The sequence below is a fragment of the Sinomonas sp. R1AF57 genome (assembly GCF_002224485.1).
Classification (GTDB): domain Bacteria; phylum Actinomycetota; class Actinomycetes; order Actinomycetales; family Micrococcaceae; genus Sinomonas; species Sinomonas flava.
In genome coordinates this window covers 1,678,603-1,701,115 of record NZ_CP022463.1, presented here as the reverse complement: position 1 = coordinate 1,701,115, position 22,513 = coordinate 1,678,603, and the positions used below count along the sequence as shown (strand labels likewise).

The window sequence follows — 22,513 nt, the reverse complement described above, 5'->3', positions numbered from 1 at the left end:
TACGCTGGAGGCATGCGTCTGCCCAGGCTCGCTGCGCTGAGTGCGGTGGTCCTCGCCGCGACCGGCTGCACGTCCCCCGCACAGGCGCCGGCGGCCACGGGAACTGGCCCAGCCGCGGCCCTGGTCGCCGCGGTGGACCAGTTCAGGGACCAGTACGCCGGTGGCGGGATCGTCTTCCAGCTGACGGCCGCCGCTGGAACGGACCCGACCGTCACCCGGGTGGAGCTCATCGATACCCGCTTCGGGCCCGGAACCGTGTGGACCGGGAACACGGTGCTCCCGGGCGGCCAGACGAAGAGCCTGCCCGCCGCTCTCGGGCCCGCGCTCTGTGGCGCAGAGGGAGGCGGATCACCTGCGCTCAGAGTGGCCCTCACGGACGGGACCACCGCACTCCTGCCCGCCCAGGACCAGCACGGCGTGCTCGCCCGGGTGCACGGCGAGCGCTGCTTCGCCGACCGCGCCGGGGCGGCGGTCACGCTTGGCCTCGAGGACGCGCTCGCGCCGGGCCCCTTCCCGGACACCGCCGCGCTGGAGCTTGTGGTGGGCCCACCAGCTGTCGGCGCCGGCGCGGCCGGGTCCTCCCCGGGCACCCTCGGGCCGGCCGTCCTACGCTCCGTCGGGTCCACGACGCTGCTGGCCGAGGACTCCTGCGCGCCCTGGCCACGCGACGTCCCCCTTGTGCCGGGCAGCGGTGTGGCGATCGTCGTGCGGCCCGCCCGCTGCGACCCCCACGCCGTCGCCGAGGACAAGGTGGGCACGCTCATCCCGCTGGCCCTCGACGTCGCCGGGCAGGAGGGGGTCGTCAAAGTCGCGGCCTCCCCCGCGCTCCGCGGGCAGCTGTACGACGCGGTCATCCGCATCTGCCGCGATCTAGGCTTCGGCCCATGACCCTGCACCCGCCGCACGCCGCCCCCGCGAGCACGTGGTCCCCCGGACGGCTGGCGGAGGCGGCCGCGGAAATCGTCGCCGCGGCGTCCCTGCCGGCCATCGTCCAGGCCGGGCACCCGGTCCTGCGCACGCGTGCGCTGCCCTTCGACGGCCAGTTCGACGCCGCCCTCCTGGCCGCGCTCGTGGACATCATGCGCAGGACCATGCATGCCGCACCGGGCGTCGGGCTGGCGGCGCCGCAGATCGGCCTGCCCCTCCGGCTCGCAGTGGTCGAGGACTCGTGGGCGGTGGACCACGAGGTCGCGCAGGCCAGATCGCGAGCGCCACTGCCGTTCTTCGCGGTGCTGAACCCGGTCTGCGTTCCGTCCGGCGACGAGCGCGACGCCTTCTACGAAGGCTGCCTGTCGGTGCGCGGCTATACCGCCGTGGTGCGGCGCCCCCGTCGGGTCGAGGCGCGCTGGACCGCCCCCGACGGCGCGGCGCGGGCCGCCGAGTTCTCGGGCTGGCAGGCGCGGATCATGCAGCACGAGACGGACCACCTCAACGGCACCCTCTACCTTGACAGGGCCGAGCTGCGCTCGCTGTCCTCGAACGGCGAGTACTCGGCCCGCTGGGCGCACCCCACCCCCGAGCGGGCCGCGCGGGAGCTCGGCTTCTAGCGGCGGGCCTACGATGGGCACCATGCTCTCGGACGCCCAGGACCTCCTTCTCTGTCCCCAGTGCGGCTCAGCGTGGGACGGCGGGGAGAGCCGCCCGAGGTCGCTCGTGTGCCTGTCAGGCCACCGGTACGACGCCGCGCGGCAGGGCTACGTCAACTTCCTCACGGGCCGCGGGAGCAGGTTCACCCCGGACACCGCCCAGATGGTCCTGGCCCGCGATCGCTTCCTGGCAGCCGGCCACTACGCGCCCGCCGCCGACGCCCTCGCGCACGCCTGCGCGGCCCTGCCCGACGACGCCGCCATCCTCGATGCCGGTGCGGGGACCGGCTACTACCTCGCCGCGGTGCTCGCCGCACACCGGGCAGACGCACGACGGCGTGCCCGCGCCGTCGCGCTCGACCTCTCCCCCCACGCACTCCGGCGCGCCGCGAAGATCCCGGGCGTCGCCGCCGTCGTGTGGGACCTCTGGAGGCGCCTGCCGCTGGCCGACGCGAGCGTCGACGCCGTCTTGGACGTCTTCGCTCCCCGCAACCTGCCCGAGTTCGCCCGCGTGACGCGCACGGGCGGGCTCCTGTGCGTCGTGACGCCTCTTCCAGGGCACCTGGCCGAGCTGCGCGGCCGGCTGCCGATGCTGGACGTGCCCGAGGGCAAGGCCGAGGCGCTCGAACGGGAGGCCTCCGAGCACTGGGAGCCGGTCTCGCGCACGCGGCTTTCCTTCACCCTGCCGCTCACGCACGAGGCGGCGGTGGATCTGGCGCTCATGGGCCCTGCGGGGCACCACCACTCGCGGGAGGAACTGCTGGCCGTCCTCGGGGACGAGCCGGTGGCCGCGACGGCAGCCATGGAACTCAGCGTGCTGCGGCGCCGCTGACCCGCTCGGGGCGGGGCACCGCCGTCGTGCGGGGCCCGGCGAGGTCCACGCGGAAGAGGCGTACGGCGACCTGGATGAGCGGGCCGATGCCGAACGCGAAGACGGCCGTGCCCACTCCCACCGTCCCGCCCAGCAGCCATCCCAGGGCGACGACACTGAGCTCGATGCCCGATCGCACTGCCCACACAGGCCACCCCGTCCGGCGGACCAGCCCGGTCATGAGCCCGTCACGGGGCCCCGCACCCAGGCCTGCGCCGAGGTAGAGCGCGGAAGCGGCCGCCAGCAGGGCCAGCCCGCCGGCGAAGGCGAGCGACTGGAGCGCGAGCCCGCTGGCCGCCGGAACCCACGAGAGCCCGAGGTCGGCGAAGACCCCGACGAGCGCCGCATTGGAGAGGGTCCCCCACCCGGGCCGCTCGCGCAGCGGCACCCACAGCACCAGGACCGCGGCGCTGATCGCGATGGTCGCGACGCCGAAGCTCATGCCGGTTGCGAGCGCGATTCCCTGGCCGAGGACGTCCCACGGGGATGCCCCGAGGCCCGAGCGCAGCAGGAGGGCGATCGCGAGCCCGTACCCTGCGAGCCCGGCGTAGAGGCGGACAAGCCGGACGGCGAGGCGCGGGCTGGTGAGGAAGGCCGTGGCGAGTGCGCTGGGTCGGTGCATGGTGACGATCCTGCCCGGCGATTGGCCTCCTCGCAAAGGTCCAATTCATCTATCGTGGACTGATGGCCTCCATCACATCGGTCCGCCTCGCCCGCCTGCTGGGCTCGTGGCGGCACGGCGGCCCCGCCTATGCCGAGCTTGCCGAGCGGCTCCGCCTCCTCTCGGTCGACGGTCGCCTGCCCGACCGGACGCGGCTGCCGGCCGAGCGGGACCTTGCGCTCACGCTCGGGCTGTCCCGCACCACGGTGGCGGCAGCCTACGGACGGCTCCGCGACCTCGGTGCCCTCACCAGCGTGCGCGGCTCGGGGAGCTACGTCGTGCTCCCCGGCGGCCCTGCACTGCCTGCCCCGGACGCCTCCGGGATCCTGGACCTCACCAAGGCCGCCATGCCTGCTGCAGGAGTCGTGGAGGAGTGCTACGGGCGTGCCGCAGCGCAGATCGGGGCCGAGCTCGGTGGGTCCGGGTATGAGCTGCTCGGGCTCCCCCGCCTCCGCGTCGCGGTCGCCGAGCACTTCACGCGTCGCGGCGCGGCCACCGACCCCGAGCAGGTCCTCATCACCACCGGCGTCCAGCACGGGCTGTCGCTGATCGCCCGGGCACTCGTGGCGCCGGGGGACCGCGCCGCCGTCGAACAGCCGACCTACCCGCATGCCATGGACACGCTCCTCGCCGCCAAGGCACGGCTCGTGGGGATCCCGGTCAGCCCGGGCGGCTGGGACCTCGAGGCGGCGGAGGAGGCATTCGCCGCCGCGTCGCCCACCGTGGCCTACGTCATGCCCGACTTCCAGAACCCCACCGGCGCGAGCCTGGCGCCCGAGGGCCGGGAGCGGCTCGCGCGCCTCGCCGAACGCCACGGGACCCTCCTCGTGGCCGACGAGACGACTGCCCTGCTCGACATCCGGCGCGGCCCGCTCGCGCCGCTCGCCGCATGGTCGCCGACATCGGTGACCCTCGGCGGCCTGTCCAAGCTCGCGTGGGGCGGCCTCCGGATCGGCTGGATCAGGGCGCCGCGCTCCGTCCTCGCACGGCTCGCGCAGGCCCGCCCGGCCCTCGACCTCGGCACGCCTGTCTTCGAGCAGCTCGTCGCAGCCGAGCTGCTCGCCCGCGAGGACCTCCTGGTGGCGGAGCGGCGCACCCGTCTCGCGGCGGGACTGGATACCCTCACGGGCGCCCTCGCGGAGGGCTTCCCAGAGTGGCGGTTCACGCAGCCCGACGGCGGGATGGCCGTCTGGGCGGACTGCTCGCCCCTGTCCTCGTCCCGGCTCGTCGTGGCCGCGCACGCCCGCGGGGTCGCCCTGACCGCTGGCCCGCGCTTCGGCTTCGACGGAGCGTTCGAGCACCGGCTCAGACTGCCCTTCACCGCTTCGCCGGAGGAGCTCGCCGACGCCGTGGCCGCGCTCCGCGCGGCCTCCACGAGCCGGTCCGCAGGGCCAGCAGACGCCCCTCTGATCACCGTCTGAGCAGGTTCGGAAAGGGCCTCTGCACCGGCCCTGCACGGGCCACCGGACTGGGCTACTGTGAGAGCAGAGGCACTGCACGGGGAGGCAGGAATGGACTGGTTCGAGCAGAACGCATGGATGGTGTGGCTCGTGCTGGCCCTCGTCCTGGGCGGGATCGAGATGCTGAGCCTGAGCCTCGTCTTCATCATGCTCTCCGGTGGCGCCCTCGCCGGGCTCGTGACGGCGCTCCTCGGCGGTCCGGTCTGGCTCCAGGGCGTTGTGTTCGCCGCCGTCTCGGTGGGGATGGTCGCGTTCGTCCGTCCCGTGGCCATGCGGCACATGCGTCCGGGCATCGAGGACGTCCGCACGAACGTCGACCGGCTCGTCGGCTCATCCGCGACGGTGCTCGAGGCCGTCGACTCGGGCCACGGCCTCGTCAAGATCGGCGGCGATGTCTGGACCGCGCGCGCCCAGCGCGGCGAGTTCATCCCGGGCGACGTCGTCACGGTCGTCGCGATCGACGGCGCCACCGCCGTCGTGGCCCCGGGCGAGACCACCTCGCCCTACCGAAGCTAGGCACTCCTACTCATCGAAGGGGGAACCATGGACGCCGGAAGCATCCTTCTCCTCGTCGTCGTCGCGGCGGTCATCCTGTTCGTCCTGACCGTCCTGGTCCGTGCGGTGCGCATCATCCCGCAGGCGAGGGCCGGCGTCGTCGAGCGTCTGGGCAAGTACCAGCGCACGCTGAGCCCGGGGCTGACCCTGCTCATCCCCTTCGTCGACCGGCTCCTGCCGCTGCTGGACCTGCGCGAGCAGGTCGTGTCCTTCCCGCCGCAGCCGGTCATCACCTCGGACAACCTCGTCGTCTCGATCGACACGGTCGTGTACTTCCAGGTCACCGACCCGCGGGCAGCGACGTATGAGATCGCCAACTACATCCAGGCAGTCGAGCAGCTGACGATCACGACGCTCCGCAACGTAGTGGGCGGCCTGAACCTCGAAGAGGCACTCACCTCCCGCGACCAGATCAACGGCCAGCTCCGCGGGGTCCTCGACGAGGCCACCGGCCGCTGGGGGCTGCGGGTGTCGAGGGTCGAGCTCAAGGCGATCGATCCGCCCCACTCGATCCAGGACTCCATGGAGAAGCAGATGCGTGCCGAGCGCGACCGGCGCGCGGCCATCCTCACAGCGGAAGGCACCAAGCAGTCCGCGATCCTCACTGCAGAGGGCGAGCGGCAGTCGCAGATCCTCAAGGCCGAGGGCCAGGCCAAGGCCGCCGTGCTCAAGGCCGACGGCGAGGCCCAGGCGATCCAGAAGGTCTTCGACGCGATCCACCGCGGCAACCCCGACCAGAAGCTGCTCGCGTACCAATACCTGCAGACGCTGCCCAAGATCGCCGAGGGCGGCTCCAACAAGCTCTGGATCATCCCGAGCGAGGTCGGCGACGCGCTCAAAGGAATCGGGAGCGTGCTCGGGAACGTCGCCCGGCCGGCCACCGGGACCGGAGAGGACGAGGCGGCGGGCGAGCCGGCGCCCTCGTACACCCCGGTGGAGGCGGCAGCACCGGCACCGACCGACGGGACTGCGGGCCCGACCGACGGGATCGAGTCGACCGGGTCCCTCGAGGAGGACGCGCGCGCCTTCGTCGCCGAAGCCTCGAAGCCCTCCGAGCTCGACGCCGAGGCGGAGGGCATCCTGCGCCACCACGCGGCGCGCCAGCTCGACGAGCGCGACGGCGGCACGGACGAGCCGTAGCCGGGCCCGCCGGCGTCGGCCGCCTATAATGGAACGTCCGCCGGGCCGCTGGGAACATGCCGGCCCCGGAAGACGTTGGGATCTGAGTCGGGCGGAGGCCGTGCCCGGCAGAACGTGAGGGAGAAGACATGAGCGACCGCAGCCTGCGCGGCATGCGCCTGGGTGCACAGTCCATGGAGACGGAGGCGGGCGTCGAGCCTGCCCCGCGGCAGCGCGTCGAGTACCGCTGCGAGGACGGCGAGCAGGTGTTCGTCACGTTCTCCTCCGAGGCAGAGATCCCGCCGGTCTGGACGTCCAAGACCGGCAAGGAAGCCTTCCTCGTGGATGGGGAGCGTCCGACCGACACCAACGAGAAGGCCGTCCGCACGCACTGGGACATGCTCCTCGAGCGCCGTTCCATCCCCGAGCTCGAGCAGATCCTCGCCGACCGGCTCACGCTGCTCCGCAGCAGGCGGGGCGAGCGCGTCGGCTGACGCAGCAGACGCTGACGCGCTGCAGGCAGACAGAGCAGACACGGAGAGGGCGGGAACCGCATGGTTCCCGCCCTCTCCGTGTCTGCTGGAGTGGCTCGGCCCAGCCCGTCAGCGCTGGCCGCGGCGCATGATCTGGCGCCAGCGCTCGGCCAGGCCCCACCTGGTGACGTTGACCATGGCCTCGACGACGATGTTCCCGCTCATCTTCGAGGAGCCGAGCTCGCGCTCGACGAAGGTCACCGGGACCTCCACGACCTTGAGGCCCATCTTCGCCACCCGGTTCGCGAGGTCCACCTGGAATCCGTAGCCGCGGGACTCGATGGTGTCGAAGTCGAGCTTCTCGAGCGTGGTGCGCCGGAACGCGCGGTAGCCGGCGGTGATGTCCCGGAGCTTCAGCCCCAGCATGAGCCGGGCGTAGGTGCTTCCGGTGCGGGAGATGAGCTGGCGGTAGAACGGCCAGTTGACCACGGAGCCGCCCGCGACCCAGCGGGAGCCGATCACGAGGTCGGCGCCGTCGTCCACGGCCTTCAGGAGGGAGGGAAGCTGCTCGGGCTGGTGGGAGCCGTCGGCGTCCATCTCCACCACGATGTCGTATCCCCGCTCGAGCGCCCAGCGGAACCCGGCGATGTAGGCGGCTCCGAGGCCCTCCTTGCCCTTGCGGTGCAGGACGTGGACCTGCGAGTCCTCCGCTGCGATCGTGTCCGCGAGTGCGCCCGTCCCGTCGGGGCTGTTGTCATCCGCCACCAGAACGTCCGAGGCCGGGACGGCCGACCGGAGCCGGCCCAACGTCTTCGGAAGCGACTCGAGCTCGTTGTAGGTCGGGATGATCGTCAGGATGCGCACGCAGTCGGCCTTTCGGGGGCTGGAAGAAGCAGGCGCCCCGGGGGGCACAAGTGCCCATTATAGCCAGCGCGGCAGGGGGTATGACCCAGAGGGCCCGGCGATGGCCCGGGCAGGCCCACGCGTCTTCGGGCCAGTGCGCGGGGCTGGCAGCTGGTCAGTCCCCCGACTGTTTTCTACGGACGCACAGGCCTGCCCTCGTGCCTCGTCCCCCACAGAGCACTGGCGGGACCGGGCCAGCCGCGGGCCCTGAAAGACCCGATGAACAACGATCCTACGGGGTCACCGGGCTGTGTCAACCACCCGTCCGAAGCCCGGGACGCGGAACAGCTCCCGGCCCTCGTGGACGGTCTGGAGGCATTCCGGCAGGCGATCGCTGTCAAGGGCGGGCAGCAGCGGGGTGCGGGCCCTGGGGTCGGTGCTCCAGGCCGCGACGCGCTCGTCGGCGACCTGCACCATGAGCTCGTCCGCCTCCCACACGGCGAAGCTCGCGGGCGCGCCGGGCACCAGCTGGCCCATGAGGGGGTTCCTGTGCCGTGCGGCGCGCCATGCGGCCCGCGTGTGGCCGATGAAGGCCGCCCGGGCGGAGATCCGCTGCGCGGGGTCTGAGTGGGTGAGGCACGCGCGCACGCTCTCCCAGGGGGAGAGGGCGCACACGGGGGAATCCGAGCCGAAGGCGATCGGCACCCCTGCGGAGTAGAACCGGGCGAAGGGATTCATCCCCGCTCTCCGCTCCCCCAGCCGCGCCTCGTACAGGCCGCCGGGATGCCCCCACGTCGCGTCGAAGAGGGGCTGCGCGCTCACGGTGACCGCATACTCGGCGAGCGCGGCCGCGTCCGCTTCGGACGCCATCTCCACGTGCTCGAGGCGGTGCCCGGCGGAGCGCACGCTCGCGGCGCCGACGCGGCCGGCGGCGATGCCGAGCCCGGCGAGCACGAGCTGCAGGGCGCCGTCGCCGATCACGTGGAAGCCGCCCTGGATGCCGAGCCCGGAGCACGCCGCGAGGTGGTCGCCGATCTGGTCGGCGGAGAGGTAGCCGACCCCACGGTTCCCCGGAGCGTCACTGTAGTCCTCGGCCAGGAGGGCCGTTCGGCTGCCGATCGAGCCATCCACGGTGAGGTCTCCCGCGAGTCCCAGCACCTCTACTCCCAGGCCGTCGAGGATGCCCCGGGCTTCCTCGGCAGAGCCCGCGAGCTGGCCCCAGTAGGCCATGACCTGCGGGGCGGGCCCGTCGTGGCCGTCCTGGCGGTCGAGCAGGAGCTGGAGGTCCCGCAGGCCGGACAGGCGCGGCGAGGCCTGCTCGACGAGGCCCACGTAGCCCCGGGAGGCGGCATAGGCCAGGGCCCGGTCCTGCAGGGAGCGCACCTCCGCATCGTCGGCAGGGCGCGCGGCCGCGCGGACGGCGGGGAGTGCGTCGCGGCTGACGAGGGCGCCGTCGAGCCCCTCGGCGCTCCCGGCACCGGCGATCCCGGCCGCCTCGACGAGATCAGGCGTCACGAGGGCGGAGTGGACGTCGACCCGGGCGAGGAACGCCGGGCCCCCCGCAGCGCGGGCGAGCTCCTCGGCGGTGGGGAGCGCGGGATCGGACCACGTGGACTCGTCCCAGCCGTAGCCGCGGACGACGCCGCGCTGGTCGCCGGCCCGACGCGCCGCCGCCACGGCTTCGAGCAGCTCGCGGGCCGATCGGACGCCGGAGAGGTCCAAGGAGCCGAGCGCCAGGCCGGTGTCGGTGATGTGGACGTGGGAGTCGACGAACCCGGGCGCCACGAGGGCGCCGTCGAGGTCGACCACCTCCATCGTCGAGTCCTGGAGGGAGGTGGCGGCCTGCTCCGAGCCCAGCCAGGCGACCGTCCCCCCGTCCACGAGCATCGCGGAGGCGAACGGGTCGGCCGCGGAGTAGACGGAGCCGTTGCGGTAGAGGGTGAGCCTGCGCTCATCGGACATGGTGGTGTTCCTGCTTCCGGTGTGTGGGTACGTGCTGGGCCTACTCCGAGACGGCCGAGTACGCGACGACGCCGTGCCGCAGGAGGCCGATCGCCTCGTTGCACAGTCGGCGCAGCCGAGGCTCGATGCCCGGGACGTCGGCGAGCTGGTCGAGGAGGTCGATGACCTGGCGGACCCACCGCACGAAGTCGCCGGCGGCCAGGTCCGTGCCCGAGAGCACGTTCTGCAGGTCCCGGCCGCGTGCCCATTTGTAGATCGGCCAGACGAGGCCGAAGTCGGGCTCCGCGGTGCGCTGGAGGCTGTGCTGCTCCTCGGCGTCCTCGAGCTGGGACCATTCGCGCAGCACGACGTCGACGGCGACGTCGAGCGAGACGCTCGGCATCTTGGGGGTCAGGCCGCGTTCCTCACGCTTGGCCTGGTAGACGAGGATGCTGGCCAGCGCCGCGATCTCGGCGGCGTCCACGTCGTCGAACGCACCCCCGCGCAGGGAGAGTGCGGTGAGCATGTCCTTGTCCCCATAGATCCGCCGCAGCTGCTGGCCGGCTGCCGAGACCTCGAGGCCCGCGTCGCCCTTCACCAGGCACCCGTACGACTCGAGGACCTCGCACACGCGGTCGAACGTCTTGGCGATCGTGTTGGTGCGGCCCTGGATCTGCGACACGAGGCGGTCCGTCTCCCGCCGCAGGCGGAACCAGCGTTCCGCCCATCGCGCATGGTCCTCACGCTCGGCGCAGCCGTGGCAGGGATGGGACCGGAGCTGCCGCCGCAGCTCGGTGATCCGGCGCTCGGTGTCCTGGTAGCCGCCCGCAAAGGCGAAGTCCCGCCGAGAGCGCCTCCCCCGCCCGGCCGTGCGGGCATCGGTCCCATCGATCCGCGCGCGTTCGACGGCGTGGCGCAGCGAGGCGGCGAGGTCCCGGCGGTCCTTCGGGCGCTTGGCGTCGAAGCTCTTGGGGATGCGGATCCGCGTGACGGGCTCGACCGGGCCGTCGATGTCATGCAGGCCGATCCGGCGGACGTTCCGGTCGAATGTGAGCACCTGCGGGCGGGGCTCACGCGCGTTCGTGTCGGAGGTGAGGACCACCGCACTCCCGGAAAGGCGTCCCTCGCCGATCTCCACGACGTCGCCGGGGACGAGCCGCGCGAGCGAGTCCACGGTCATGGAGCGGCGGGCACGCCCTGCCTCCCGGGAGGCGAATTTCTCCACGTCGGAAAGCTCCTGCCGGATCCGCGAGTACTCGGCGAAGTCGCCCAGATGGCACGTCATGGCCTTCTCGTAGCCCGCGAGGGACTCCTCGCGGCTGCGCACCTGCCGGGCGAGGCCCACGACCGAGCGGTCCGCCTGGAACTGGGCGAACGAGCTCTCGAGGATGCTCCGGGCCCGCTCCCGGCCGAACTGCGCGACGAGGTTGATGCTCATGTTGTAGGTGGGCCGGAAGCTCGAGTTGAGCGGGTAGGTGCGCCGCGAGGCCAGGCCGGCAAGCGCCGCCGGGTCGAGGCCGGGCCGCCACTGCACCACGGCGTGGCCCTCGACGTCGATCCCGCGCCGTCCCGCGCGTCCCGTCAGCTGGGTGTACTCCCCCGCCGTGATGTCGACGTGGGCCTCGCCGTTGAACTTCTCGAGCTTCTCGATCAGGACGCTGCGCGCGGGCATGTTGATGCCGAGGGCGAGCGTCTCCGTCGCGAACACGACCTTGACCAGTCCAGCGGCGAAGAGCTTCTCGACGGTCTCCTTGAAGGTCGGCAGCAGCCCGGCGTGGTGTGCTGCCAAGCCTCGCTGGAGGCCGTCGCGCCAGCTCCAGAACCCGAGGACAGCGAGGTCGGCCGGAGGGATGTCCGTCGCGGACTCGTCGACGGCGGTGGTGATCTGGGCCTTCTCCTCGGGCGACGTCAGGTCGAGGCCGGCGTCGAGGCACTGCTGGACGGCCGCGTCGCAGCCGGCCCGCGAGAAGATGAAGTCGATGGCCGGGAGGAGCCCCCGGCGTTCGAGGGACTGGACCATCTGAGGGCGGCTCGCCCGCGTTCCCGGCAGCTGCCCGCCCTCGCCCGGACGCCCCGGCCGCGCCGACTGCTTCTCGCCGCGCTGGCGCTCCTCCCGCCTGCGGGCGCGCCCGCCGTGGCCGAAGCGGCCGCGGTACAGCTGCTGGGTCTCCCGCCGGCCGAGCTCGACCAGCTCCGGGTTGACTGCGGTCAGCTCGTTGACAGATGCCTCGCCCGACGGCGCCGCGTCGGCATGGGCCAGTGGCTCGCCGTCGTCAGCGCCCTCGGTGCCGCCCGCTTCGCGGTCGTGGTCGTGCGCGTCGGCAAGGTCCTCGAAGGACTGCCGGGTCGCGAAGAGGTCCACGAGCTCGCGTCCCACGAGGACGTGCTGCCACAGCGGCACCGGACGGTGCTCGGAGACGATGATCTCTGTCTCGCCCCGCACGGTGTCGAGCCAGGCGCCGAACTCCTCGGCGTTGGAGACGGTGGCGCTCAGCGAGACGAGCCGGACGTCGCGCGGGAGGTGGATGATGACCTCTTCCCAGACGGCGCCGCGGAAGCGGTCGGCAAGGTAGTGGACCTCGTCCATCACCACGTAGCCCAGTCCGCTGAGCGTGTCCGAGTCTGCGTAGAGCATGTTGCGCAGCACCTCGGTGGTCATCACCACGACCGGCGCCTCGCCGTTGATCGTCGTGTCTCCGGTCAGGAGGCCGACCTTCTCTGCACCATGGACCGCGGCGAGCTCTGCGAACTTCTGGTTCGAGAGGGCCTTGATCGGCGTCGTGTAGAAGGCCTTGAGGCCCTGCCGGAGGGCAAGATGGACGGCGAACTCGCCGACGATGGTCTTCCCGGCACCCGTCGGGGCGGCGACGAGCACCCCCTTCCCGGCCTCCAGAGCTCGGCAGGCATCCTTCTGGAAGGGGTCGAGCGGGAAGTCGACTGTCGCGGAGAAGGCTCCGAGTTCCGTCTTGGCGAACGCCCTCCGCTGGGCCGCTGCCGCGTAGCGTTCGGCGGGTGACATGCTCTCGGCGGCCTCTGACATGCCTCAAGCCTAGACCCCTGCCGGAGCTCAGAACTTCTCGAGGTCCTCGCGGGAGGTCGGGGTGTCCGCGATGGCGTCGGTCTCCTCCTGGTGCTTGAGCTGGCGCCGCTCGCGGCGACGGTCGTTCAGGATGCAGATGCCGATCGCGGCGAAGAAGAGGATGAGGAGAGGGCCGGCCAGCATGAACATCGACAGCGCGTCCGCGCCCGGCGCGGCGATCGCCGCGAGGACGAAGACCAGGAACACGGTCACGCGCCACGCCTTGAGGATGGTCTTGCCGGGCAGGATGCCTGCGGCGTTGACGCCCACCAGCAGCACGGGGACAAGGAAGGCCAGGCCCAGGAAGAGCAGCATGCGCGTGACGAAGTCCACGTAGTCGCGGCCGTCGATGATGTTCGAGAAGCCCTCGGGGGTGAACTGGGTCAGTGCGCGGACAACCTGCGGCGTGACGAGCCAGCCGACCCACACGCCTGCGAGGAAGAGGGGCACGCCGGCAGCCATGTAGCCGAGCGTGTAGCGGCGCTCCTTCTTCGTCAGGCCTGGCATGACGAAGGCCCACACCTGGTAGATCCACACCGGGCTGGAGATCACGACGCCGATAAGGATGGCGAGCTGGAGCTTGAAGTCGAACGGCGACGCGATCGAGCTGAAGTTGACCGAGGAGACGCCGCCGGTGTGCTCCTGGATCTTCCGGACGGGTTCCTGGAGCGCCTCGAGCACCGGGTCGTACAGGAACCAGCCCGCGACAGCGCCGACGAGGACACCGATCGCGGACTTGATCAGCCTGTTCTTGAGCTCCTTGAGATGATCGAGCAGCGGCATCCGGCCTTCGGGATTGGCCTTCCGCCCCTTGGCAGAGGCCACGTCAGACGCGCGGAGCTGAGCCGTTGCCCTGGTCATTGCCCTTCGGCGGAATGACCTTGCCTTCGACCGGCTGCTCACTTGCCGCGGAGGAGGACTCCGGCGTCTGCTTGCCGTCGTTCTTCATCTCCTTGACCTCGGACTTGAGGATCCGCATCGACTGGCCCAGGCTGCGGGCCATCCCCGGGAGCTTCGGAGCGGCGAAGAGGAGCAGCGCCACGATGATGATGATGAGGATGGGCCAAGGGCTTTCAAACAGGCGTCCCACAAGAATCCTTTCGTTGCTTAAAGTCTAGATGAGGCCGAGGTCGTGCAGCGACTGCGGCTGTCCCCGCCGGCGGCGGCGCGCAACCCTCCTGTCGCGGCGCGAGAGGCGGCGCAGTTCGCGGCCCTCCTCGTACTCGCGGCGCATGAGGTCCGGGTCGGCGAACACGGCGCTGCCGGGCGCACGGCGGGATGGCGAGGCCTCGTCGTCGTGGGCGAGCCCCTCCGCCGCGGGTGGCCGCTCCGCGATCTCGCCCAGCGCCGCGCTCGCGTCGCGCATGAGGGCAAGGCTCTTGCGCACGAGGTAGACCCCGGCGAGCACGAGGAACGTGACGGTGCACGCGCTCAGCGCCACCCAGATGAGGACCCACGACCACCACGGCACGGGATCCAGACTATCGGGTCGGCGTCGCACCGCCGTACCGCGCGAGGGCGCTGACCAGCCAGGCCCGCGCCGCTTCGACCGCATCCGGGGGGCCCTCGAGGGCGGCGGCACCTCCGAACGGGGCGAGGAATGCGGGGAGCCAGGCCAGGTCGGCGACGTGCAGGCGCACACGGCGGCTCCCGTCGACGAGATCCCGGCCGTCCTCGGTCTCGTAGCTGGACTCGACCCAGCGTGCCTGCGGGGCGAGCCGGAGGGTCACCTCGACGTCGTCGGGACCCCGCATGAAGACGGAGCCTGTGCCCGGTTCGAAGCCGTCGGGCAGCGGCAGGGGCTCGGCCGGCTCGACCGACTCGATCCGGTCCACGCGGAAGACCCGCCGTGCCTGCGCCCGATGGCAGTAGCTGTTGACGTACCAGCGGTCGCCGTCCGAGAAGAGGCCGAGGGGGTTGATGCGGCGTTCAGTCACCTCATCCTTGGTCGGGTTGATGTACCTCAGCAGGAGCGTTGCACCTGCCCGGGCTGCGGATGAGAGGAGCGGGATGAGCTCTGCGTTGCGCTGCGGCTCGGAGCGGACGTCCACCTGGGGCAGGCCCTGCCCGCCGGCGACGGCGACCGCACCCACCCGGTCCGCCAGGCGGAGCAGCGCGTCGGTCGCCTCGCGTCCTGCCAGAGGCAGGAGTGCCTTGAGCCCGAGCTGGAGCGCGACCGCCTCCCCCGGGCTGAGACGGCGTGGCCGGGCCAGCTCGTCCGCGTTGGCGACCGTGACGACTCCGTCCTCGACGAGGATCTCGATGTAGCTCTGGAAGCCCGCCGAGTCGATGGGGCCGGCTTCCTGCAGCAGGTCGAGCGCCTGGGTGACCTGCCGCTGCGTCATGCCGAAGCGCTCCGCGATGTCCTCCACCGTCACGGGGCCGCCGAGGAGGAAGGGCACGAGGTCCATGAGCCGCTCAAGGCGTTCCTGCCCGCTCGTGATCTTCCGGGTTGGCTTGATCTGGACGACCTCGTCAGCGCCACGGGAACCGAGCGCGTCGAGGGCGCCCCTCAGGCGCGCCACGACCTCTGCGGCGAGTTCGGGCGGGTCCTCGACCACGACGGCGTCGCCGAAGCCCGAGATCCGTTCCGCCGTGAAGGACACGTCGCGGTACGCGAGGTCCCCGACGTCCCACCCGGCCGGTCCGGGACCGCGGGGCTCCCAGTGCCGGCGCAGCTCGAGGGCCCGGTCTTCGGCGATGCGGAGGCGCGCCCTGCGCTCGGGAACGGCATCGAGGCCGTCGAGGGCGCGCTGGAGCGCGCCCTCCTCGGGCGGGGCGAACGCGCCCGGCTCCCCCACGGCGACGTTGCCTCGGATGCGCGAGAGGCGGAACACCCGCTGTCCGCCCCGGTCGACGTCGAGCCCGGCGAGGTACCACTGCCCGAAGCGCTGGCCCAGGCCCCACGGCTGCACGCGGCGGCGCCGCGTCTCGCCCGTGCTCGTCGCGTGGTAGTCGAACGTGACCTCGGCTCCGCGCGCTGCGGCGTCGGTGAGGGCGAGCCAGTGGGGATCGAGCCGGACGCGAGGCTGCACCTGCGACGGAGGGGTCTCGGGAAGCGCCCCGGCAGCCTCGAGGCGCCGCAGGGCTCGCTGCGCGTCGGCGCCGGCCACGGCGTCGTCGCAGGCGAGGGCCGCCAGGGCCAGCCACGTGGACTCCTCGGCGGTGAACTGCTGTGGAGGGAGGCGGAAGCCCTTCGGGTCGATCCGGTACTTCGGGACCTCCTCGGTGCTGTCCCAGCGTTCGAAACCCTGTTCCTCGAGGATGACGGCGCCCATCGCACGCAGGTCGTTCTTGTCCCGTTCGAACTTGCGCAGCACGGCGACCTTCTCGGGGTCCTCATCGTCCGGCTCCTCCCCGAAAGCAGGGTCATACCCGTAGATGTCGCGCAGGATGCGGTCGCGCGAGAGGCCCAGCTCAGTGTGCAGCAGCGCGATGAGCAGGTTCAGGAGGCGTGATGTCTTCGCTTCGGACACTTCAGCAGGCTATAGCGAAACGGGCGGCGGGCAGCACACGCTGCCCGCCGCCCGCCGTCGTGCGGTGCCGCGCCTCAGCGCACGCCGACGAGGTCCACGACGAAGATGAGCGCCTCGTTCGGCTTGATCGCGCCGCCGGCCCCACGGGAGCCGTAGGCGAGCTCGGAGGGGATCTCGAGGCGGCGGCGTCCGCCGACCTTCATCCCGAGGAGGCCCTGGTCCCAGCCCTGGATGACCTGGCCGACGCCGACGCGGAAGTCGAGCGGGGTGCCGCGGTTCCAGGACGAGTCGAACTCCTCGCCGGTGGACCAGGCGACGCCCACGTAGTGGGTCGAGACGGTGTCGCCCGCGGTGGCCTCGCGGCCGTCGCCCTCGATGAGGTCGACGATCTTGAGCTCGGTCGGGACGTCGCCCTCCGGGAACTCGATCTCGGGCTTCTGGCGGTCGTACTGGCGCTGTCCGAAGGACATGGTGCCTCCCTGGTGTAGGTGCTGGGTCGGGTGATGCGCTGAAGGCTACTTGATGCCCAGGATGTCCACGACGAACACGAGGTCACCCTTGGCCTGGCCCTGTCCCTGATCACCATAGGCGAGGGCGGCCGGGATGACGAGGAGCACGCGGGAGCCGACGGTCTTGCCGGCGAGGCCCTTCGTCCAGCCCTGGATGACTCCCTGGAGGCTGAAGGTCGCGCTCTGGCCGCGGTCGTAGCTGGAGTCGAACTTGGTGCCGTCGGAGAGGTTCACGCCGACGTAGTTCGCGACGATCGAGTCGGTCTCCTTGACGGTGTCGCCGTGGCCCTTGATGAGGTCCTGCGAGACGAGCGCGGTCGGCTTCGCTGCGCCGGCGACGTCGATCTGCGGGACGCCCTTGTCGTCCTGGGTGACCTTGGGGAGGCCGGCGGGGAGGTCGGTGACCGTGTCGCCCTCGGGCTTGGACAGCGGCTGGGGCGTGTCCTTCGCGGAGATGACCTTGATGACCAGCAGCGTCGACGACGGCGCGGCGGACGGGGAGGCCGACGGCGACGCCCCGGCCTGCGCCTGGCTCGCCTGGGCGGGGGTCGCGTAGGCGAGGTAGGAGCCCACCTTGGCCCCGACGAACCCGTTGTACACGGCTGCGTTGCCGGACTTGAGCTCGTCTGAGAGCTCGAGCTTCTCCGTGTTCCCGGAGGAGAACGTGTCCTCGAGCACCGACCCGTCCGCGCCGCTGAGCGCCACGTAGCCGATCTCGACCGTCTGGCCCGCCTTGACGGCGTCGCCGTCGCCCTGCTGGACGACCTTGATCGTCTCCTCGTTGACGGCGAGCGGCTTGGCGAAGTCCACGGCCGGGGCCTTGTCCCCGGGGGTGACCTTGAGCGAGTCGAGGGCTGCGACCTGCCCGGCGCTGGACGGCGTGGGGGCGGACGGGGTACTCGCGCAGCCGGCCACGAGCAGGGCAAGCGGCAGCAGCAGGGCGATGATTCGGCGCACTGATCAACTTCCTGTGGGGGTTCCCGCCACGCCACGGTGGCGGCGGACAGGCCGATATGGCCGGTCCAAGCCTACCGTTTCAGCCTGTGAAGGGCCTGAGCGTGTCCAGGAGCTCGTCGACCCGGGGGTCCTCGTTGGCGAACGGGTCCTTGCAGAGGATCGTGTGGTGGGCCCTGTCGTTGAGCTTGAGGTGGACCCAGTCGACGGTGTAGTCGACGCCGGCGGCCTGCGCCGCCTTGACGAACCTGCCCCGCAGCCGGGCCCTCGTTGACTGGGGCGGGTTCTGGACCGCGTTGGCGATCGCCGCCTCGTCGACCACGCGCGCCGCGGCCCCACGCCTCTGCAGGAGGAAGAACAGCCCGCGGTCCGGGCTGATGTCGTGGTAGGTCAGGTCCAGCTGAGCGACCCGCGCCGAGTCGAGGTCCACGCCGTGGCTCTCGCAGTACCGGTCGATGAGCTTCTTCTTGATGGCCCAGTCCACTTCGGTGTCGATGCCCCGCGTGTCCTGGCTCTCGATCGCGTCGAGCGTGCGCTCCCAGAGTCCGAGGATGCGCTCGACGTGCGGGGTGTGCGCCCCGTTCTCGACGACGAACTTCTGGGCCTTCTCCAGATAGGTCCGCTGCATCGCGAGGGCCGTGGTCTGCTGCCCGTTCGCGAGGCGGATCGGGGCTGCCCCGGTGACGTCGTGGGAGATCTCGCGGATGCTGCGGATGGGGTTCTCCATGCGCATGTCCCGCATGATGGTGCCCGCCTCGATCATGCGGAGCACGAGGTCCACGGTGCCGAGCTTCATCATGGTCGTGGTCTCGGACATCGTCGAGTCCCCGACAATCACGTGGAGCCTGCGGTAGTGCTCTGCGTCGGCGTGCGGCTCGTCCCGGGTGTTGATAATCGGGCGAGACCGGGTGGTGGCGGACGACAGGCCTTCCCAGATGTGGTCTGCGCGCTGGGAGAACGCGTACACAGGCCCCTGGGCGGTGCGCAGGACCTTGCCGGCGCCGCACAGCAGCTGCCGGGTGACGAGGAACGGGATGAGCACCTCGGCGAGGCGCGAGAACTCGGTGCGCCGCGGGATGAGGTAGTTCTCGTGGCTCCCGTAGGAGTTCCCGGCAGTGTCCGTGTTGTTCTTGAAGAGGTAGACGTGGCCGTCGAAGCCCTCCTCGGCCAGCCGCGACTCAGCCTCCTGGATCAGGTCGACCAGGATGCGCTCCCCGGCGCGGTCGTGCGCGATGAGCTGCGCGACGTCGTCGCACTCGGCGGTGGCGTACTCCGGGTGCGAGCCCACGTCGAGGTACAGCCGGGAACCGTTGCCGAGGAAGACGTTGGAGGACCTGCCCCAGCTCACGACCTTGCGGAACAGGTACCGTGCCACCTCCTCCGGCGCGAGCGGCCGGCCCTGGGGGCTCGAGTAGGCGATCCCGAACTCTGTCTCGACTCCGTAGATCCTGCGGTCCACGGCTCAGGCCCGTCCCGGCGCGCCGAGCGCGTCGTCGCCGTCGAGGATCCCGGCCAGCTCGTCCGGGAAGACCCGGCGGAAGGCGCGCCGCGAGCCGCGGGCGGTCTCGGAGTCGCGGTCCAGCACCGCCACCTCGAAGGCCAGCGGCTCGGTGCGGTCCTCGCGGAGCGCGCGGGCTGCGAGCCTGATCGCCTCCCCGAAGGAGGCCTCGGAGGTCCACCCGTCGATCACAGCCTCGGCGACCCGCTCGGCGGCGCCGCCCATGACGACGAAGCGGCGCTCGTCGGCAATCGAGCCGTCGAACGTGAGCCTGAAGAGGTGGTCGTGGTCGACGTCGCTGCCGACCTCGGCAACGGTGAGCTCGACCTCGAAGGGCTTCTGCTCCGCCGTGAAGACGGCGCCGAGGCTCTGCGCGTACACGCTCGCGAGCCCGCGTCCGGTGACGTCCTCGCGGTCGTAGGAGTACCCGCGGACGTCCGCGTACCGCACGCCGGCCTGGCGCAGGCTCTCGAACTCGTTGTACTTGCCGACTGCCGCGAAGGCGATCTTGTCGTAGATCTCGCCGATCTTGTGCAGGGACGGCGACGGGTTCTCGGCGACGAGGGCTATGCCGTCGTGGCAGCTGACGACGACGACGGAGCGTCCCCGGGCGATGCCCTTGCGGGCGAAGTCTGCCCGGTCCTTCATGAGCTGCTCGGGCGAGACGTAGAACGGCTGGGTCATGTCAGGCCTCCCGTCCTGCGGTGCTCCGCTGGGCAATGACGTCTGCCGCGATGGTCGCGAGCTCCCGTTCGCTCACACGCCGGCTTCCCGAGCGCGTCACCGTGTAGACCACGGGCCACAGCTGGCGGACGGGGTCGGGGCCGCCGGTGGCGGAGTCGTCGTCCGCCGCATCGTAGAGCGACTCGACGGCCACGTGGACGGCGTCCTCCTCGGACAGCCCGGGGCGCCAGAGCTTCTTGAGAGCGCCGCGGGCGAACATCGAGCCGGAGCCCACCGAGTGGTGCTCGATCTCCTCGTACCGTCCGCCCGTGACGTCGTAGGAGAAGAGGCGCCCCACACCGCTCTCGAGGTCGAAGCCGGCGAAGAGCGGGACGGCGGCGAGGCCCTGAAGCGCGAGCGGGAGGTTTCCGCGGACCATCGCCCCGAGGCGGGTGGCCTTGCCCTCAAGGCTCAGGAGCGTGCCCTCGATCTTCTCGTAGTGCTCGAGTTCGACCTGGAAGAGGCGGGCGATGTCGATGGCGATCCCGGCAGTCCCCGCGATGCCGAGCACTGAGAACCGGTCGGCGGGGAAGACCTTCTCGATGTGCCGGCTCGCGATGATGTTGCCCATCGTCGCACGCCGGTCACCGCCCATCAGGACTCCCCCGGCGAACGCGAGCGCCACGATCGTGGTGGCATGGGGGGCCACCGCCGAGGCGTCGACGGGCAGGCTGCGGGTGAATGGAAGGAGATCTGGTCTTGTTGCCGCCAGATGCTCGGTGAATGACGAGGTCGCGCCTGCAACAACGCGTTCAGCGAGGAAGTCGTTCATACCGGGGCCTACTGGCCGCCCTTCTGGACGAAGCCGCGGACGAACTCTTCGGCGTTGGTCTCGAGGACGTTGTCGATCTCGTCCAGAAGGTCATCCACGCCCTGGGTGCTCGCGGTGTCCTGCGCGCCAGCGGGAGCGGCGGGTGCGGGCGCGTCGGTGTCGACAGCCTCTTCCTCGCCGCGCGGCTGCGTGCTCTTCTGCTCCTGACCGGCCATGGCCGCCTCCTTGCGTTGTGGCGCTGCCGGGGCGGCGGCGCCTCGGTCCCGAAAGACCCCTTCTGCTCCCTATACTGTCACTTTTCCGGCGCGTGTCACGGAGCGGCGCGGACCGGGTCAGCGCCCTACGTCCGGCGGTCCCCGAGCAGCGCCGCGAGGAAGTCCTCGATGCTCTCGTGCTCGTCGAAGAGCCGATGCGTGAGGGCCTTCGTTCCCCGCAGCGGCTCGCGCGTGGGCACCCTCTGGAGCCGGTAGCTGCCGGGCGGGGCGAACACCACGGAGTCCCAGCTCGCGCTCACGACGCTGCGGGGGAACCTCTTGATGCTCGTGCCGCGGAACCATGCGCGCGTGTCGACGGGGGGTTCGACGACGGCGGCAGCTACGGCAGCGGCGTCCGCCATCGTCTCGAGGGAGCCGCGCGCGGCGAGCCTCAGGGCGATGCCGCGTTCGGGCCGCACATCCGACCACTGGATGTCGACGAGCCCGAGCCGGGCGTCCCCCCATTCGAGGCCGTCGCGGTTCCGGTAGCCCTCGAGGACGCGGAGCTTGGCGAGCCATTCGACGTACCGCGATGCGGCGTCCTGGTTGCCGCCAAGATCGGTCAGTGCCCGCTCCCAGTGCCTGAGGACTTCCGCAGTGTGACCGTCGCCGCCCTCCTCGGAGGCCACGCCCTGGTCCGCGGCCAGCTTCGCTGCCGCTTCGAAGTAGGCCCACTGGAGTTCGAGGCCGGTCAGGCGGCGCCCGTCGATGAGCCGGACGGTCTCGGTCAGGGACGTGTCGTGGCTGAGGCGGTGCATGGCGTCCACCGGCTCGTGCACGTCGATCTTCGGCGCGCGGCCCGCCTCGATGAGGCTGAGTACGAGGGCCGTCGTCCCGAATTTGAGGTAGTTCGCCACATGGCTCACGTTCGCGTCGCCGACGATGACGTGGAGGCGCCGGTACTTGTCCGCGACGGCGTGCGGCTCGTCGCGGGTGTTGATGATGGGCCGGCGCATTGTCGTCTCGAGGCCGACTTCAGCCTCGAAGTAGTCCGCTCGCTGGGACACCTGGTAACCGCGTCCGGTCCCGTCCTGCCCGAGCCCCACACGTCCTGTGCCGCAGATGAGCTGGCGCGAGACGAAGAAGGGTGTCAGGCCCGCGACGAGGTCCGCGAAGGGCACAGACCGGGGCACGAGGTAGTTCTCGTGGGACCCGTACGAGGCGCCCTTCCCGTCGGTGTTGTTCTTGTACAGGTTCACGGGAGGAACCCGCTCCCCGCCCGAGGCGAGCGCGCGCACGGCCGCGAGGGCCACGGCGTCGCCCGCGAGGTCCCACACGAGGGCGTCCCTCGGGTTGGTCACCTCCGGGCTCGAGTACTCGGGGTGGGCGTGGTCGACGTAGAGCCTCGCCCCGTTGCCGAGGACGAGGTTCATGAGCGCCGGCTCCTGGTCGCCGTCGAGCTCGATCTCCGCCGGGCCGTGGGCCAGGGCAACCGCCTCGGCGGTGAGGATCGGCTCGGCGTCGGTGAGCTGGTCGGGCGTCGCCTCGGCCCGGGGCACCGTGAACCCGCGCGCATCGCGCAGAGGCGTCTCATCCGTGTAGTCCCAGCGGGTGCCCGAGTCGGCCGCGTTGGCCTGCCGGGTCAGCCGCGCATACGCCGCGATGACCTGGGAGGACAGGTAGGTCGCGTTCGCGGCCGGAGTGCTGGGCGCGTGGATGCCGAACTCCGTCTCCGAGCCCATGACCCGCAGGGCTCCCCCCGCGGGGAGGGCCGGAGTGGTCTCGCTGCTCATGCGGCT

21 protein-coding genes and 1 pseudogene are annotated in these 22,513 nt (G+C 71.5%); 7 read left to right on the top strand and 15 right to left on the bottom strand.

The features are described 5' to 3' along the window. Positions 1-12 precede the first annotated feature (12 nt). From CGQ25_RS07790 to CGQ25_RS07780, 3 genes are read left to right on the top strand one after another with little or no spacing between them, the layout of a single operon-like run. Positions 13-888, top strand: a complete 876-nt coding sequence (locus CGQ25_RS07790; protein ID WP_208712557.1) for a hypothetical protein — start codon at positions 13-15, stop codon at positions 886-888. Then, a complete protein-coding gene (locus CGQ25_RS07785; protein ID WP_208712556.1) occupies positions 885-1,547 on the top strand; it encodes a peptide deformylase in 663 nt (220 codons plus the stop codon). The genes CGQ25_RS07790 and CGQ25_RS07785 overlap by 4 nt, the downstream gene beginning before the upstream one ends. A gap of 22 nt (positions 1,548-1,569) precedes the next feature. Beyond that, complete coding sequence (locus tag CGQ25_RS07780) at positions 1,570-2,418, top strand: methyltransferase domain-containing protein (protein WP_208712555.1); 849 nt, start codon at positions 1,570-1,572, stop codon at positions 2,416-2,418. Here the strand turns inward: CGQ25_RS07780 and CGQ25_RS07775 are convergent. After that, a complete protein-coding gene (locus CGQ25_RS07775; RefSeq protein ID WP_208712554.1) occupies positions 2,396-3,079 on the bottom strand; it encodes a YitT family protein in 684 nt (227 codons plus the stop codon). The two genes, CGQ25_RS07780 and CGQ25_RS07775, sit on opposite strands and share 23 nt — an antisense overlap. A gap of 62 nt (positions 3,080-3,141) precedes the next feature. Between CGQ25_RS07775 and CGQ25_RS07770 the strand changes: the two genes are divergently transcribed. From CGQ25_RS07770 to CGQ25_RS07755, 4 genes and pseudogenes are all read left to right on the top strand, one after another. Beyond that, the gene (locus tag CGQ25_RS07770) at positions 3,142-4,539 is read left to right on the top strand and encodes a PLP-dependent aminotransferase family protein (protein WP_208712553.1); all 1,398 of its coding nucleotides are present in this window, start codon (positions 3,142-3,144) and stop codon (positions 4,537-4,539) included. A 90-nt stretch (positions 4,540-4,629) separates the two neighbouring features. After that, positions 4,630-5,094 (top strand): NfeD family protein, encoded by a 465-nt coding sequence (locus CGQ25_RS07765; protein WP_208712552.1) that lies wholly within the window; start codon positions 4,630-4,632, stop codon positions 5,092-5,094. Positions 5,095-5,121: 27 nt separating this feature from the next. Further along, positions 5,122-6,045: pseudogene (locus tag CGQ25_RS07760) on the top strand (SPFH domain-containing protein); the annotation flags it as partial. 356 nt (positions 6,046-6,401) lie between these two features. Beyond that, positions 6,402-6,746, top strand: a complete 345-nt coding sequence (locus CGQ25_RS07755) for an RNA polymerase-binding protein RbpA (protein ID WP_208712551.1) — start codon at positions 6,402-6,404, stop codon at positions 6,744-6,746. 108 nt (positions 6,747-6,854) lie between these two features. On the opposite strand, the gene CGQ25_RS07750 is transcribed toward CGQ25_RS07755, so the two are convergent. The 14 genes from CGQ25_RS07750 to dop all read right to left on the bottom strand — a co-directional run bounded on the left by CGQ25_RS07750 (position 6,855) and on the right by dop (position 22,507). After that, a complete protein-coding gene (locus CGQ25_RS07750) occupies positions 6,855-7,589 on the bottom strand; it encodes a polyprenol monophosphomannose synthase (RefSeq protein ID WP_208712550.1) in 735 nt (244 codons plus the stop codon). A 279-nt stretch (positions 7,590-7,868) separates the two neighbouring features. Then, a complete protein-coding gene (locus CGQ25_RS07745; RefSeq protein WP_208712549.1) occupies positions 7,869-9,530 on the bottom strand; it encodes an amidohydrolase in 1,662 nt (553 codons plus the stop codon). Positions 9,531-9,570: 40 nt separating this feature from the next. Beyond that, the gene (locus CGQ25_RS07740; RefSeq protein WP_208712548.1) at positions 9,571-12,549 is read right to left on the bottom strand and encodes an RNA helicase; all 2,979 of its coding nucleotides are present in this window, start codon (positions 12,547-12,549) and stop codon (positions 9,571-9,573) included. 27 nt (positions 12,550-12,576) lie between these two features. Beyond that, positions 12,577-13,371, bottom strand: coding sequence for a twin-arginine translocase subunit TatC (tatC, locus tag CGQ25_RS07735; RefSeq protein WP_208712547.1), 795 nt, complete (start codon positions 13,369-13,371; stop codon positions 12,577-12,579). A 43-nt stretch (positions 13,372-13,414) separates the two neighbouring features. Continuing rightward, positions 13,415-13,678 (bottom strand): Sec-independent protein translocase subunit TatA, encoded by a 264-nt coding sequence (tatA, locus tag CGQ25_RS07730; protein WP_208712546.1) that lies wholly within the window; start codon positions 13,676-13,678, stop codon positions 13,415-13,417. A gap of 24 nt (positions 13,679-13,702) precedes the next feature. Then, a complete protein-coding gene (locus tag CGQ25_RS07725; RefSeq protein ID WP_208712545.1) occupies positions 13,703-14,059 on the bottom strand; it encodes a hypothetical protein in 357 nt (118 codons plus the stop codon). Positions 14,060-14,069: 10 nt separating this feature from the next. Further along, positions 14,070-16,064, bottom strand: a complete 1,995-nt coding sequence (locus tag CGQ25_RS07720) for a YafY family protein (RefSeq protein WP_208712544.1) — start codon at positions 16,062-16,064, stop codon at positions 14,070-14,072. Positions 16,065-16,138: 74 nt separating this feature from the next. Next, positions 16,139-16,534: an FKBP-type peptidyl-prolyl cis-trans isomerase gene (locus tag CGQ25_RS07715; protein ID WP_208712543.1), complete on the bottom strand. Its 396-nt coding sequence runs from the start codon at positions 16,532-16,534 to the stop codon at positions 16,139-16,141. A 45-nt stretch (positions 16,535-16,579) separates the two neighbouring features. Then, a complete protein-coding gene (locus CGQ25_RS07710) occupies positions 16,580-17,530 on the bottom strand; it encodes an FKBP-type peptidyl-prolyl cis-trans isomerase (protein ID WP_208712542.1) in 951 nt (316 codons plus the stop codon). A 79-nt stretch (positions 17,531-17,609) separates the two neighbouring features. Beyond that, positions 17,610-18,986 carry a Pup--protein ligase gene (pafA, locus tag CGQ25_RS07705; RefSeq protein WP_208712541.1) on the bottom strand — a complete coding sequence of 459 codons (1,377 nt, stop codon included), beginning with the start codon at positions 18,984-18,986 and terminating at the stop codon, positions 17,610-17,612. A gap of 3 nt (positions 18,987-18,989) precedes the next feature. Beyond that, positions 18,990-19,709 carry a proteasome subunit alpha gene (gene prcA / locus CGQ25_RS07700; RefSeq protein ID WP_208712540.1) on the bottom strand — a complete coding sequence of 240 codons (720 nt, stop codon included), beginning with the start codon at positions 19,707-19,709 and terminating at the stop codon, positions 18,990-18,992. Between the two features lies 1 nt (position 19,710). Further along, complete coding sequence (prcB, locus tag CGQ25_RS07695) at positions 19,711-20,520, bottom strand: proteasome subunit beta (RefSeq protein WP_208712539.1); 810 nt, start codon at positions 20,518-20,520, stop codon at positions 19,711-19,713. 8 nt (positions 20,521-20,528) lie between these two features. Then, a complete protein-coding gene (locus tag CGQ25_RS07690) occupies positions 20,529-20,735 on the bottom strand; it encodes a ubiquitin-like protein Pup (RefSeq protein WP_208712538.1) in 207 nt (68 codons plus the stop codon). A gap of 125 nt (positions 20,736-20,860) precedes the next feature. After that, positions 20,861-22,507, bottom strand: coding sequence for a depupylase/deamidase Dop (gene dop / locus CGQ25_RS07685; protein WP_208712537.1), 1,647 nt, complete (start codon positions 22,505-22,507; stop codon positions 20,861-20,863). Positions 22,508-22,513: the final 6 nt, after the last annotated feature.

Coding starts and splice junctions, on each gene's coding strand:
- CGQ25_RS07745 (WP_208712549.1), bottom strand. CDS start 9,530: ATGTCCGATGAGCGCAGGCTCACCCTCTACCGCAACGGCTCCGTCTAC.
- CGQ25_RS07770 (WP_208712553.1), top strand. CDS start 3,142: ATGGCCTCCATCACATCGGTCCGCCTCGCCCGCCTGCTGGGCTCGTGG.
- dop (WP_208712537.1), bottom strand. CDS start 22,507: ATGAGCAGCGAGACCACTCCGGCCCTCCCCGCGGGGGGAGCCCTGCGG.
- prcA (WP_208712540.1), bottom strand. CDS start 19,709: ATGACCCAGCCGTTCTACGTCTCGCCCGAGCAGCTCATGAAGGACCGG.
- CGQ25_RS07780 (WP_208712555.1), top strand. CDS start 1,570: ATGCTCTCGGACGCCCAGGACCTCCTTCTCTGTCCCCAGTGCGGCTCA.
- CGQ25_RS07775 (WP_208712554.1), bottom strand. CDS start 3,079: ATGCACCGACCCAGCGCACTCGCCACGGCCTTCCTCACCAGCCCGCGC.
- prcB (WP_208712539.1), bottom strand. CDS start 20,520: ATGAACGACTTCCTCGCTGAACGCGTTGTTGCAGGCGCGACCTCGTCA.
- CGQ25_RS07690 (WP_208712538.1), bottom strand. CDS start 20,735: ATGGCCGGTCAGGAGCAGAAGAGCACGCAGCCGCGCGGCGAGGAAGAG.
- CGQ25_RS07785 (WP_208712556.1), top strand. CDS start 885: ATGACCCTGCACCCGCCGCACGCCGCCCCCGCGAGCACGTGGTCCCCC.
- CGQ25_RS07755 (WP_208712551.1), top strand. CDS start 6,402: ATGAGCGACCGCAGCCTGCGCGGCATGCGCCTGGGTGCACAGTCCATG.
- CGQ25_RS07715 (WP_208712543.1), bottom strand. CDS start 16,534: ATGTCCTTCGGACAGCGCCAGTACGACCGCCAGAAGCCCGAGATCGAG.
- CGQ25_RS07765 (WP_208712552.1), top strand. CDS start 4,630: ATGGACTGGTTCGAGCAGAACGCATGGATGGTGTGGCTCGTGCTGGCC.
- CGQ25_RS07740 (WP_208712548.1), bottom strand. CDS start 12,549: ATGTCAGAGGCCGCCGAGAGCATGTCACCCGCCGAACGCTACGCGGCA.
- tatC (WP_208712547.1), bottom strand. CDS start 13,371: ATGCCGCTGCTCGATCATCTCAAGGAGCTCAAGAACAGGCTGATCAAG.
- CGQ25_RS07790 (WP_208712557.1), top strand. CDS start 13: ATGCGTCTGCCCAGGCTCGCTGCGCTGAGTGCGGTGGTCCTCGCCGCG.